This is a genomic window from Dysgonomonas sp. Marseille-P4677, from assembly GCF_016652235.1.
Taxonomy (GTDB): Bacteria; Bacteroidota; Bacteroidia; order Bacteroidales; family Dysgonomonadaceae; genus Dysgonomonas.
In genome coordinates, this window is record NZ_JAEPKU010000123.1 from 1 (window position 1) to 13,175 (window position 13,175).

Annotated in this window: 12 protein-coding genes; 9 read left to right on the forward strand and 3 right to left on the reverse strand. The window is 36.7% G+C overall.

The window, feature by feature from the left end; all coding sequences use genetic code 11:
- From cbiB to JGH11_RS16150, 9 genes are all read left to right on the forward strand, one after another.
- On the forward strand, positions 1-668 hold a 668-nt coding region (cbiB, locus tag JGH11_RS16110), incomplete at its 5' end, for an adenosylcobinamide-phosphate synthase CbiB (protein WP_201113524.1).
- Positions 665-1,231, forward strand: coding sequence for a cob(I)yrinic acid a,c-diamide adenosyltransferase (locus tag JGH11_RS16115; RefSeq protein WP_201113526.1), 567 nt, complete (start codon positions 665-667; stop codon positions 1,229-1,231). The genes cbiB and JGH11_RS16115, both read left to right, overlap by 4 nt.
- A complete protein-coding gene (locus tag JGH11_RS16120) occupies positions 1,231-1,743 on the forward strand; it encodes a bifunctional adenosylcobinamide kinase/adenosylcobinamide-phosphate guanylyltransferase (RefSeq protein WP_201113528.1) in 513 nt (170 codons plus the stop codon). Before JGH11_RS16115 ends, JGH11_RS16120 begins: the two co-directional genes overlap by 1 nt.
- A 110-nt stretch (positions 1,744-1,853) precedes the next feature.
- Entirely contained in the window at positions 1,854-2,891 is a 1,038-nt protein-coding gene (cobT, locus tag JGH11_RS16125) for a nicotinate-nucleotide--dimethylbenzimidazole phosphoribosyltransferase (protein WP_201113530.1), read from the forward strand.
- The gene (locus tag JGH11_RS16130) at positions 2,891-3,646 is read left to right on the forward strand and encodes an adenosylcobinamide-GDP ribazoletransferase (protein ID WP_201113532.1); all 756 of its coding nucleotides are present in this window, start codon (positions 2,891-2,893) and stop codon (positions 3,644-3,646) included. Before cobT ends, JGH11_RS16130 begins: the two co-directional genes overlap by 1 nt.
- Before the next feature lie 17 nt (positions 3,647-3,663).
- Entirely contained in the window at positions 3,664-4,179 is a 516-nt protein-coding gene (gene cobC, locus JGH11_RS16135) for an alpha-ribazole phosphatase (protein ID WP_201113534.1), read from the forward strand.
- A 93-nt stretch (positions 4,180-4,272) separates the two neighbouring features.
- Positions 4,273-5,172 (forward strand): SPFH domain-containing protein, encoded by a 900-nt coding sequence (locus JGH11_RS16140; protein WP_201113536.1) that lies wholly within the window; start codon positions 4,273-4,275, stop codon positions 5,170-5,172.
- A gap of 21 nt (positions 5,173-5,193) precedes the next feature.
- Entirely contained in the window at positions 5,194-5,367 is a 174-nt protein-coding gene (locus JGH11_RS16145) for an Arc family DNA-binding protein (protein ID WP_201113538.1), read from the forward strand.
- 154 nt (positions 5,368-5,521) lie between these two features.
- The gene (locus JGH11_RS16150; protein ID WP_201113540.1) at positions 5,522-6,580 is read left to right on the forward strand and encodes a CDP-glycerol glycerophosphotransferase family protein; all 1,059 of its coding nucleotides are present in this window, start codon (positions 5,522-5,524) and stop codon (positions 6,578-6,580) included.
- Positions 6,581-6,648: 68 nt separating this feature from the next.
- Here the strand turns inward: JGH11_RS16150 and JGH11_RS16155 are convergent, their stop codons facing one another.
- The 3 genes from JGH11_RS16155 to JGH11_RS16165 are packed head-to-tail and all read right to left on the reverse strand — an operon-like array spanning position 6,649 to position 13,096.
- Positions 6,649-7,749 carry a SusF/SusE family outer membrane protein gene (locus JGH11_RS16155; protein ID WP_201113542.1) on the reverse strand — a complete coding sequence of 367 codons (1,101 nt, stop codon included), beginning with the start codon at positions 7,747-7,749 and terminating at the stop codon, positions 6,649-6,651.
- A 51-nt stretch (positions 7,750-7,800) separates the two neighbouring features.
- On the reverse strand, positions 7,801-9,735 hold the full coding sequence (locus tag JGH11_RS16160) for a RagB/SusD family nutrient uptake outer membrane protein (RefSeq protein ID WP_201113544.1): 1,935 nt from the start codon (positions 9,733-9,735) through the stop codon (positions 7,801-7,803).
- Positions 9,736-9,757: 22 nt separating this feature from the next.
- Positions 9,758-13,096 (reverse strand): TonB-dependent receptor, encoded by a 3,339-nt coding sequence (locus JGH11_RS16165; protein WP_370567618.1) that lies wholly within the window; start codon positions 13,094-13,096, stop codon positions 9,758-9,760.
- Positions 13,097-13,175: the final 79 nt, after the last annotated feature.

The window sequence follows — 13,175 nt, forward strand, 5'->3', positions numbered from 1 at the left end:
GTCTTGCAGGAAAAACGCTGATCGATGAAGTCCGAAAAGTCTTTGTTGCAGTCGACTCGTCTGTCGAAGAGGGAAGGAGACAGGTCACCCGTATTGTTGGGCGCGATACATCGTCATTGTCACCGCAACAAATACGTACCGCAGCACTAGAAACTTTAGCTGAGAACCTGAGTGATGGAGTTATTGCTCCTCTATTTTGGTATATGTTGTTAGGTGTTCCCGGGATGTTTGCCTATAAAATGATAAATACACTCGATTCGATGATTGGATATAAAAATGAGCGATACAAACAATTCGGTTGTTGGGCAGCTCGTATAGATGACATTGCTAATTATATTCCTGCTCGTTTAACATCATTGCTTATGATTACCGTAAGCGGGCGATTATCTCTTATCTCTTTTGTGGTAAAGTATGGAAATAAACACGCAAGTCCTAATTCAGGTTATCCCGAAGCGGCGATGGCTGGAATATTAAATTGTCGTTTTGGAGGCTCTAATATATATTTCGGACAGATAGTAGAAAAACCTTATATTGGAAATAACGAAAAGCAGTTGACTACAGCAGATATGCAAAAAGCAACGCAAATAAATATAAAAGTGGAAATTGTGATGGTCTTTATTGTCGCAGTTTTCCTCATATTATTAACTTATAATTATAAAATCGTATGAAAATATATACTCGTGGAGGAGATAAAGGTAAGACAGGCATTTTTGGAGGACAGCGCGTCGATAAGGACGATGTGCGCATAGAAGCCAATGGTACAATTGACGAACTTAATTCCTCAATTGGCATTGTACGTGCACATTTACCTAAAGAGCACGAATGGCAACCTCTTTTGTTTAAAATACAAACCGAGATTATGGTTGTTATGTCGCAAGTGGCGACCCCGTCTGATATAAGAGATCAAAATTCTAACAATCTGGATGAAGGCTTGGATAAGCTTTGTGAAGAATATATGGATAAGATGACGGATAAAATGGGGCCTAGCGAAACATTTATACTACCCGGTGGAACTATTGTGTCTGCACACCTGCAACTGGCCAGAACAATTGCTCGTCGGGCCGAACGTCGTTTGTGGACTCTAAATAAGCAAGACGAGGTACCGGCTCCTATCATGCGCTTTATAAATCGTTTATCGGATTTATTCTTTACAATGGCTCGTTACGATATGTTTATGGAAGGAAGTATAGAGGAGCGTTGGAAAGACTTCTTATACAAAAGAAAGAAATAATGGCTAAAAAAATCATATTGATAACAGGCGGGCAGCGTTCCGGAAAAAGCAGCCATGCTCAGGATATCGCCCTGTCTCTATCCTCCAGTCCCATCTATTTGGCAACATCTCGTATTTGGGATGACGAGCATCGCATCCGTATAGAACGACATAAGGCCGAGCGAGGCCAAGAATGGATAAATATAGAGGAGGATAAAGAGCTGAGCAAACATGATTTATCAGGAAAAGTTGTACTTGTAGATTGTGTTACTTTATGGGCTACAAACTATTTTTTTGATTTAAATTCAGATGTTCAATTGGCCTTGAATGCCCTCAAATCGGAGTTTGATAAATTTATAGAGCAGGATGCACGTTTTATTTTTGTAACCAATGAAATAGGACTTGGAGAGATGTCACAAAATGATATTCAGCGGAAATTCGCAGATTTGCAAGGTTGGCTCAATCAGTATATAGCTAAGAAAGCGGATGAGGTTTATCTGATGGTTTCGGGAATTCCAATGAAAGTCAAGTAGCAGAACTTTATCTATACTGTACTTAAAAAAAAGTAAGATATAAAGCAACAAATTAAAAAGTAGTGAAAGTTGTAACTTTTGTCACTTTTTAGTTAAAATCAAAATAATAAATGCAACAGTTTAAGATCGAAAAACCGAACGATGATGTTCGTTCTTATTTACAAGAAAAAATAGATAACCTGACTAAACCAAAAGGTTCCCTTGGGATACTCGAAGATTTAGCTATGCAGATTGGTTGGGTACAACAGTCGTTAAGCCCTAAATTGTCTAATCCTTGTCATATCGTATTTGCAGGAGACCATGGGATTGCCGCCGAAGGCGTAAGCCCATCCCCACAGGAAGTTACCTATCAGATGATTGCTAACTTTTGGGCGGGCGGTGCAGGTATCAATTTTCTGGCACGTCAGCATGGCTTTGACCTTAAGGTTGTAGATGCCGGAGTTAATTTTGATTTTAAACTGGAAGATCCAATCATTCATAAAAAAATACGGAAGAGTACTCGTAATTATCTTCACGAAGCAGCTATGACCCATGAAGAAATGGAGTTGGCAATTCAGCGCGGAGCTGAATGTGTACAGGACTGTTTCGATCAGGATTGTAACATTATCGGTTTTGGCGAAATGGGTATAACCAATACATCATCTTCTGCATTATGGATGACCTATCTGACGGGTGTTCCGTTAGATCAATGTATCGGTGCAGGCTGTGATCACACAGGTAATATTATCAATCATAAGTATAATGTATTGAAGCAATCGATGGATAATTATAAAGGCGATGCTTCTTTAGAAGATATTATGTGTTATTTCGGTGGCTATGAAATGGTGATGACTGTAGGAGCAATGCTTAAAGCGGCCGAATTGAAAATGATGATACTTGTAGACGGTTTCATTATGACTAATTGTATGCTTGTAGCCTCTAAGTTGAATGCGAATGTATTACATTATGCAATCTTTGGGCATCAAGGCGACGAGGCAGGACATAAATTATTACTGGAATATCTGAAGGCAAAACCCATTCTTAATATTGGGTTCAGATTGGGCGAAGGTACAGGGGCATTGTGTGCATACCCTATTATTGATTCGTCTGTAAGAATGATTAATGAGATGAATTCCTTTAAAGAAATAAAAGTAACGAAGTATTTCTGATGAAAAATATAGCTGCCGCTTTTGTGTTCTTCACTCGCTTGCCTTTCTGGCGTTTGAAAGCATTTAATGTTCCTGCCGAGTATTTTAAGCAGGTAATAAATTATTGGGCTGTCGCAGGGTGGCTTACGGCGGGAGTAATGGCTGGTGTGCTTTGGTGTACAGCTCATATTTTACCATATTCTATAGCGGTTGTCTTAGCAATTGTCAGCCGTTTACTCATTACAGGCGCATTGCACGAGGACGGTTTGGCTGATTTTTTCGATGGCTTTGGTGGTGGTACCACACGGGAGCGGACATTAGATATTATGAAAGATTCGCATATAGGTACTTATGGTGTATTAAGTCTTATATTGTATTTTTTATTGTTTTATCTTTTATTAAGTCATTTGGATTTACATCTAGCTTGTTTGGTGATATTGGCTGCTGATCCTTTATGTAAGTTTATAACTTCGCTAGTAACATTAGTGTTGCCTTATGCCCGTAATGCCGAAACAAGTAAATCTAAAACCGTATATAATAAAATGTCTGTTAAAACAGCTGCTGTATCTATTATATTCGGTGTTTTTCCTCTTGTTTTATTGTTAAATATCCACTTTTGGTTGGCAATTTTATTTCCTATCTTTGTTTTTATAGGTTTGATATTTTTAATGAAAAAGAAAATTCAAGGCTATACCGGAGATTGTTGCGGCGCTACTTTCCTAATGTGCGAATTGTCTTTTTATTTGGGAATAGCTGCTATTTCGAATTTTGTATAAATACATTAAAATAATTTATGAGAATACATATTGTACGGCATACGGCAGTGGGTGTAAATGGTGTTTGTTATGGACAAACCGATGTGCCGTTAAAAGATACTTTCGAGCAGGAAGCTGAGATAGTGAAACAGAAACTGAAAGACATACCTTGCGATGTCGTTTTTTCTAGTCCATTAAGTCGGGCCAAAAAATTAGCTGAATATTGTGGATATTCGGATATTCAGTTATACGACCGTTTGAAAGAGCTTCATTTTGGAGATTGGGAAATGAAGGAATGGGATAAAATAGATATGAGCGAATGGGAAAAAGACTGGATAAATAATCCTGCTCCTAACGGTGAATCATTTCAGCAAATGTACGAGCGAGTAGCATCTTTCTTGGATGAAATAAAAAAAGAAAATTATTCATCCGTTGTTGTTTTTGCACATGGTGGAGTAATTAATTGTTTCAAAGTTTATTTTGGAGAAACTGATTTGAAAGGAGCTTTCGATAAATTAGCTGGCTATGGAGAGATTCTTAAATTTGAACTATAGTGTTTATAATGTGCTAAATAATATTTGAATTTATTTTGATTATTTTAAAATAATTGTTATTATTGTGATATTATTTTAATATCAAAAAGAAATATGAAAACACAGGAAATAAAATTTGAAGGAACTAAAATCTCAGGATTCCTTGCTATCGTTTTGGCATTGGTAATAATTCTTATTTGCATTAGTTTATTTACATCCGATAATATGCTACTTATGGCATTGGGTGTTGTCGCTCTGATTATTACATTGCCGGCTTTGTTTTACGGGCTGATAATGATCGAGCCGAACGAAACACGTGTAATGATTTTCTTTGGAAAGTATAAAGGGACTCTTACCGATAACGGTTTTTTCTGGGTAAATCCTTTTTATTCTACACGTCGGATTCCTATACGTGCACGTAATCTGGATATTGAGCCGGTAAAAGTAAATGATAAAGTCGGTAATCCCATAATGATAGGGGCGGTATTGGTATGGAAAGTAAAAGACACCTATAAGGCTACATTCGATATCGATTCGGCTGGAATGGGTGTAATGACAGCTGCTTCCAATTTTGTGAAGATACAAAGTGATGCCGCTTTACGTCAGGTAGCAGGTATGTATGCATACGATAATAACAACCATGAAGCAGATGCGATAACATTACGCTCAGACGGTGATGAGGTTAGTCAGAAACTCGAAGATCAGTTGAACAGTCGTTTAGCTATTGCGGGTATCGAAGTTATTGAAGCTCGTATCAATTATTTGGCATATGCGGCAGAAATAGCAAGTGTAATGCTTCGTCGTCAACAGGCTGATGCTATAATTGCTGCGCGTGAAAAGATAGTTGAAGGTGCTGTAAGTATGGTACAATTAGCTTTAGATAAATTACAAAAAGATCAGATTGTAGAGCTAGACGAAGAACGTAAAGCGGCTATGGTAAGTAATTTATTAGTTGTTCTTTGTGCTGATGAGGCTGCTCAGCCCATTGTAAATGCAGGTACATTACATCATTAAACACCTTAAACTTATTCAGTTTTGGCCAAGAAAGAAAAAGAATCTACCGTCAAAAGTTTCGTCTTACGTATCGATCAGGAAATGATGGATGCTATCGAAAAATGGGCTGCGGACGAATTCCGCAGTACCAACGGACAGATACAATATATACTAGATCAGGCATTAAGTAAGGCCGGACGAAAAAAGATAAAATAAATATATCAAACTTTATTGGTTTTCATCTGTTAAATCTTGTAGTAATTATAGGATAGATAAGATCAATCATGGATTGAAGATGGTATAAATAGAAAATTTACCATCTTTCTCTATTTTTTTTTCTGCATTTTAGAAAATAGTTGGTTCTTACTTTATGAAGAAATATTTGTTCTTTGTTTCTTATTCTTATTCCTTCTCCATACTTCGTCCTTTGCAGGATGCAATATGGAAAAGGGGAGATGATGTAGCCTGGTTTATAGAAGATTCCTCACCTTTATGTATACGAGAAAACGAAAAGCATCTTAAAACAATAGAAGAGGTGATGTATTATGATCCTATAGCCGTATTTGTTCCGGGTGTACGGGTTTATGATTTTATTCCGGGAATAAAAGTTCAGATATTTCATGGCTTATATTATAAACGGTCAAACTTTGGAGATCACTATAAAATTCGAGGTTTCTTTGATATTTATTGCACTACTAGTCCAATGTTTACACCTCGATTCAAAGAGCTAGAGAGAAAATATGGTTTTTTCAAGGTTTATGAAACAGGTTGGAGCAAATTTGACAATTGCTTGTCTAATATTGGTCAAGAAGTAGAGAACGAGCCTCCCACTATCATATATGCACCGACTTTTACCAAAGGATTAGAATCAGCATCAGTTATCTATAGTACAATAGAAGAGCTTATAATAAAAAAGAATTGGAATTGGATATTTTCATTTCATCCTAAAATGGATAAGAAAGTATTATCTAAGTATAAGTATCTAGCAGATAAATATGATAATGTTACTTTTAGTGAAACTGAAGAAAAAGCCTCCTTATTTAGAAGTTCAGACGTAATGTTAAGTGATACTTCTTCGGTTATATATGAGTTCTTATGGTTTAATAAGCCTGCTGTAACATATAAGAATACTTTTCCTGCAAATCATTTATTAAATGTAGAAAGACCCGATGAAATAGAGGGAGCTATAATGAAAGCTTTACAGCGTCCGGAAGATCTGATGAATAATATAAAAGCATTTATGGATAAGGTTCATCCATTTAGAGATGGCAAATCATCAGAACGAATACTTGATGCAACAGATGACTTTATTCTGAATTATCAAGGTAAATTGAAGAAAAAACCTCTTATCCTTTATAGAAGATTAAAGCTTCGTAGAAAAGCAGGCTATTTCCCTTTTGGACCGAAATACAAAAAGAGTAAATCTTAAATTGAAAAGTGTCCTCAGTATTTGAGGACACTTTTCTTTTGGGCATTTACTATTGTCTGAAAATGGTATTATAGCTTATTAAATGTTATTTCCATTTTGTTTACATCTAATATAATGCGATATTTTCCAGCTTGATTAGGATTTACTTTCCATTTGAGATCAGGATCTCCTAAATATACCTGAACTTCTTTTTCTTTTAAGGAACCATTTTCTACCATTGGCCTGAATGTGGCCGCACCCCAATTTCTTTCGGTAAGTATTTTAAATTCTCCGTCTTTCAATTCTGTTTCTAAAGTGAATACATTTGGTGTAGTCGGATTCCATACAAATTCTATAGCATTACCAAGCTCCCATTCGGCTGTAGTAGCATTTCCAATAAGGAATGCTGCCTGATACGGAACAAACGTATAAGTAATTTTCATATCCTCTCTGAACAAAGCAATTGCATAATAACCTGCTTTGTCTATTGTAAACATATTATCCGGTTCGTTAATATTTGTCCTTTCTACCAACGATGAATTATCTATACCTTTATTCAGCGAAGGGAGCATACTACCTAGATTGGAAATAAATTTAAAGCTGCCGGCTTTTAAATTACCTTTCCAATGATAGAAAACACCAATATCTCCTTCAGTTATTTTCACTCCTTTATTTAGATCTGAACCTGCCGCAGTTGCATCACCCACCATATATAAAGGCTTAGGAGCAATGATATAACTTTTAGTTTCAATTTCAATAACTGATATTTCGGGATATATGAATTTGGGTCCGTTCACTTTAGCTACTACTCTGGCTTGCAATTTAATTCTGTCACCTGGAAGAATTCCCCATTTTTTTGTAATCAAGTTATTTAGTTCTTTATTAGTATAACTAATTGCAAATTCTCCATCAGCAGCAACTTCTATAGGATCGGTAGATGTTTCAAAATCTGCACCAAAAACATCGAGTCGGAAAATGTATACAATGGTATTTTCAGAGCCCCGGTCTATTCCCTTATTCCAAGTGAATGTAATTGCAGGTTCATCGGCAAGTTCTTCATTCAGAAGAATTGTATCATTCGATGCTTTTAAGATCAGAGGCTCGCCATGTATACTGTCGTTATCATCGTTGCAGGCAATGCAGCAAATTCCCAACAAGAGACAAAATACTATTTTATATATTGCTTTCATTTTCTTTTTTTCAATTAAATTAATCTTAGATGTATTATTAGTACATAAGAATTAAAATCCCGGTAACTGTTTTAGATTCGGATTTTTATCTATTTGGTTCTGATGTATAGGAGCCCAATAATTCTTTTTAGTGAAAACTCTTTTTATATATGGTTTTCTCACAAAATAGGCTTTAGGCTCCGATTTGTCATCACTTTTAATATTTCCTTCATAGTTCATTCCATAGAATGTTTTATTCAAGGTCTTCTCTCCAATCTTCCATCTACGGATATCATCGTATCTGATCGAGAATTCACAATTTAGTTCAACCCGTCGTTCTTTTCGAATTGCTTCTCTCATTTCATCCTGATTCTTGGGTGTTGGGATTTGTCCCGTAGCATCTCCATATTGAGGAATTCCTCCCCGTTCTCTGATTTTATTCAAGTAATATAATATTTCAGTTCGATTGTTTGGATTCGATTCATTCAGGGCTTCTGCATAATTCAGATATGCTTCTCCTAAACGGTATAGTATTCCCGGACGGTATGGTCTTCCGTTGTTTCGCGGGTCATGATCAGGATGTACTTTTTTTCTTACTAAATATCCGTTTTGAGGAGCATCGTGTGTAGGTCCACCATCAGAATCGCCACTATAGAAGCGAGATTCTCTATTCTCTCTTCTTATCCAGCTGCCATTATAAAGGATAGATAGATAAAATCGAGGTTCACGGTTACAATACATATTATGTGTACCAGCTAATGTAATAGGGTTTTCACTATTATCCAAACTACCTTTCGATTCTATCCATTTTGTTTTGCGTAGATCGTCCTCAGTCGAAAATCCAGTTTCTGTATATCCTGACTCTGTATTGATTATAGGGCTTCCATCGGTATTATAACCTGTAATAGGGCTTAGTCCATTTTCCATAAAAAAGGCATCGACGAGTTCTTGAGAAACACCTAGTCCGCCATTACCTCCAGTACCTCTTGGTTGCGCATGTTTATCATACTCATAAGATTGATCATTATTACTACTACCTTTCCCTGTACTAGGACGGGCAAATAAAATCTCTTTATTTCCTTCATCGTATCTTTTAAATGACATGTTCTGATATGACATAAAAGGATCGATTGTTCCATCATCATTATATTCATAATATAATTTATGCCCATTTGCATGGGCTAAATCTATCAACTCTTTACAAGCTGCAGCTGCTTTAGTCCATTTAGACGGATCGTAAGTAGCATTGAATATTTCTTGTCCTTTATTGTTTACATATCCTTTATAATCCTCATTGCCATTTACTAGTGGACTGGCTGCAAAAAGAAGCATACGTGCCCGTACTGCCTGACACATGATAGATGTTGCTCTTCCGTATTTTTGAGAGTTGGTATAATAGGGAGGCAATATTTTAGATGCTTCCTGCAGTTCATTATCAATCCATTCCACTACTTCATCAAATGGTGTTTGTCCTATCATTAATTCTTCGGTAGGTGTGTTGAAATCAGAAAGCCATGTTTGTAATGGAATGGCACCATAGTTACTTAACATTAGATAGTAATAGTAGGCTATAAGAAATCTGCATTCAGCTTTCATATATGTAACCTCTTGTTCGCTTACAAGCTGTTGTGGGTTGGCCCTTACATTATCTATAAAAATATACGCAGCTCTTATTTTGGGAGGAAGATCACCCCAATAGCCGGCTCCCCATCCACTAGAAGAACTCCAGTTTCCTTGTATCTTTGTGATACATTCCCATCCATAAGCCTCCCATCCTTTCGAAGGAGAGAAATCGTCTGCTAAACCGTCTACATATTTTACCATATCTAGATACGGAGTTGGAATTTTCGAATATACACCGGCTAGCCAGTCTTCTGTTCTAGTTTTATCCTGAAAAACCATTTCGAGAGTCAGAATATCATCAGGTGTTTTTTCAAGATAATTACAACTTCCGAACAAAAATATTATAATAGAAATTATAGATGTTTTAAATATATTGTGTTTCATAATCTTCAACTATTTTAATCTGCTAGAAATTTACTTGTAAACCAATCGAGTATGACCTCATCATTGGATATTTTAGTCCGTTATTATCAGGTGTACTCAGTTCTGGGTCCCATAGTTTGAAGTCGGAAATACAAAATAGATTTGTACCTCTTAAGAAAACCCTTGCGCTTTCCATGCCTGCATTTCGTATTAGTTTGTTAGGGAAAGAATATCCGACTTCCAGGTTCTTTAGCCTGAGCATGCTCATATCTTTCAACCACCATGTCGATTCTTGTGAGTTATTTGTATTTGCTCCGATTGTTAATCTTGGATAAAAGACGTCTTGGCTCGGATTGTCTACAGTCCAACTATCGTAAGCATTCGAATAAATATTCCCTGTGGCTCCTTGCGTAGAACCTGGTAGGAAAAATGACCCTCGACCTATTGTCCTATATGTTTTACCATTTCCCTGAAAGAGGAATCCCATATCAAATCCTTTATAAATAATATTTGCACCAAATCCGTATACTAATTCTGGATCTACTGTACCTCCGATAGGACATCTATCTTTTTCGTCAATAATATTGTCACCATTAGCATCACAATATTTTATATCTCCCGGACGAACAGGTCCGAATGTATGAGTTGGAATATCATCCTTGAGTATACCATTTGTTACATCTGAAAAGTCGTCATCGGTGAATAGGCCTTCTGCAATAAGTCCGAATATCTGTCCTACGGGATATCCTGTTTCTGCTCGGTTAGTACCTATTTTACCCATGTCTTCGTCTCGTTCTATAATTTTGTTTTTAGCATAGGTTAGAGTTCCTCTCACATTTATAAATAAGTCTTTATTTACTTGTTTGTTATAGTTCAGCGTAACATCTACTCCGTTGTTATCAACCTTTCCATAATTAGCCCAAGGAGTATTTGCAAATCCGGCAGAGTTAGGGAAATTGTTACGCTTCATAAAAATATCTCTGCGCTTTTCGCTGAAATAATCGATCTGTAATTCCAGTTGATTCCACAACCCTAATTCTAATCCAAGATTAGTTTTAGTAACGGTTTCCCATGTCATATTAGCGATGCCAATGTCGCCTTCCCATTTTCCGTTACGATGATTGTCAGCTAAATAGCCCCAATAGTAACCACCATTTTCACCTTGGTCGGTAATTGTTGTGATGTATGCAAACCGTCTTCCGTCAAATTTGTCATTTCCTACTTTCCCCAGCGAGGCCCTGAATTTTACTTTTGAGAATAGATTATTCAACGGTTGCATAAATGGTTCTTCCGACATAATCCATCCGGCGGCAACCGATGGGAAAAAACCGAAACGTTTTCCTTTAGCGAAATTTTCAGAACCATTATATCCAAAGTTAAATTCTGCTATATATCTGCTATTTAGCGTATATGAAAAACGTCCGGCAAACCCTTGATTTCTATATGGTAAGTCATCACCTTTGTCGTAATCCCGTTGGTTGTATAAGACCAGAGCATCAATGGCATGTCTACTATTAAATACTTGATTATATGATATATTTCCTTCAAGATAAGTGCTGTTGTCGCCCCAATGCTTTATTTGTTCATGTCCCAAGAATTCCTGTCCATAAGAACTTACAATGAGTTGTAATTCTCCTGTTTCCGGATCCCGCCCGGTAGCCACATTATAATACTCCGGATTTTTAAACCTTTTTACTCCATTGCGAGAAAAACTGTCGAAAGAGAAGTTTACTTTAGCTTTTAAGCCGGGTAGTATGGCTTTCAGGTTTTGTTCAACAGAAAGAAGAGTTTCGAGTTTACTCTGTGAGTCTCGTTCAAAACCTCTTTGTGTGCTGTTAGCCCAAGGGTTTGTTCGTTCCGGTATTCGAGGAATTTGTCCCGATGAATATTGGGTAGGGTGTACAAATGGTGGTGTGGCAAAGGCATCTTTGAACAGATCATCTATACTCATAGGTGGTCCTACCCGTTTCTGAAGATATCCTCCTAAATTGACTCTTAATAATGTAGTTGGGGTTACATCTAAATCTACATTTGATCGTACATTATATCTGTCAAGTCTTAAAGACGAGTTCCATTCCTGAGTTTTATCTCTTTTCAAAATACCGTTTTCATTATAGTACGCTGCGACGAATGAGTATCTCAACTTTTCAGTTCCCCCTGATATATCGACTGTTGCTCTTGTATTATAGCCATGGTCTTTAGATACAGCTCTTAACCAATCAACATCGGGATATAGGTCATCATCAACTTTATTTCTTGTGTTTTCTATTTTTTGCGGATCATAGAGTAAATTGCCCCCATTTTGCGAACTTATATCATTAAGTAATTGCATATAATCTGCCGCACCTAGGAATTCAGGAATTTTTACGGCTTCGGTTATGGCCTGTTCGAAATTCACTCTTACGGTTGTTTTACCTACTTTTCCCCTTTTGGTGGTTATCAAGATAACGCCATTTGCTCCACGAACTCCGTATACGGCAGTGGCAGAGGCATCTTTCAAAACGGCGAAGTCTTCAATCTCTTCAACATCTATATTGTCGAGAGATCTTTCGATGCCATCGATTAAAACTAATGGGCTGCGGGCTGCACCCGATACAAAGGTACTGATACCTCGTATCCAATATTCTGAATTGTCGTATCCAGGTTCGCCTGAACGCTGAGCTCCTATTATACCGCCTATATTTCCGATGAGATTGTTGCTCAACGAACGTGTCGTTCCAGTTTGTAGCTTTGCTGGTTCTATGGTTGATATTGCCCCTACTATAGAAGCCTTCTTTTGTGTACCATAACCTACAACGACAACCTCTTCTAGCTGGCCGACATCCTCCTGCATGATAACGTTAATGATTTTTCTATTTCCAGCTATTTCTTCCTTAGAGATGAAACCGATATAGTTATACTTTAGTGTAGAGAATCTATCAGGAACTTTTATACTATAATTACCGTCAAGATCGGTAACAGTTCCTATTTGGGGATTTTCTTTCAATATAACCGATACTCCAATAAGAGGATCTCCATTCATGTCGGTTACATTACCTTTTACAGTAATTCTGTCATCTTGCACAGCTAGATCACTCACTTTATTCTTATTTGCTTTAGAAATATAGACCTGCCTGTCCGATATTACATATGTATTATTTGTACCATCAAAAAGATCATTTAAGATTTTCTCTATAGTTTGTTTGTGAACATTGATAGAAACTTTCTTATTGATATCAATAATATCATCGTAATAGAAAAAAATGTACTCGCTATTCTTCTCTATTTCAGAGAAAACATCTTTCACACTTTTATTTTTTAGATTTAAAGATAGGGTGGTCGTTTGTGAATAACTGCTGCCGGCAAAACTGAAATTTATTCCCAAGAAGAGAAAAAATATCATAAATTTCATAATTCTGAGCGTTACTCTAGTATTAGCACTTTTTATGCTAAATCTATTGATTTTTGTCATACATTTGTAA